This is a genomic window from Streptomyces doebereineriae (genome assembly GCF_031845645.1).
Classification (GTDB): Bacteria; Actinomycetota; Actinomycetes; order Streptomycetales; family Streptomycetaceae; genus Streptomyces; species Streptomyces canus.
On the sequence record NZ_JAVREZ010000302.1, the window covers coordinates 1 to 452 of the forward strand.

Genomic DNA, 452 nt, shown 5'->3' on the forward strand with positions numbered 1-452 from the left:
TTGCAGGAGGGCCCCGCCGCGGCCGAACACCGCGACCTTGTCCCCGAGCTTGACCGCCTCGTCGATGTCGTGCGTGACGAAGACGATGGTCTTGCGCAATTCGCTTTGCAATCGCAGGATTTCGGCCTGCAGATCTTCGCGCACCACCGGGTCGACCGCGCTGAAGGGCTCATCCATCAACAGGATCGGCGGGTCCGCGGCCAGTGCGCGGGCCACCCCGACGCGCTGCTGTTGCCCGCCCGACAGCTGGGCCGGGTAGCGGTCGGCCAGCTTCGGGTCGAGCCCCACCCGTTCCATCACCCCGAGCGCGGCCTTGCGGGCACTGCGCCGGGATTCGCCCCGCAACACCGGCACGGTCGCGACGTTGTCGACCACCCGCAGATGCGGCATCAGCCCGGCGCTCTGGATGACGTAGCCGATGCCGAGCCGCAACTTGACCGGGTCGACGGTGC

General features: G+C 69.5%; 1 protein-coding gene. It reads right to left on the minus strand.

Annotated features, from left to right (window positions below):
• Positions 1–452, minus strand: a 452-nt coding sequence (locus RNB18_RS51985) for an ATP-binding cassette domain-containing protein (RefSeq protein ID WP_311721055.1), incomplete at both ends; no start/stop codon positions are given.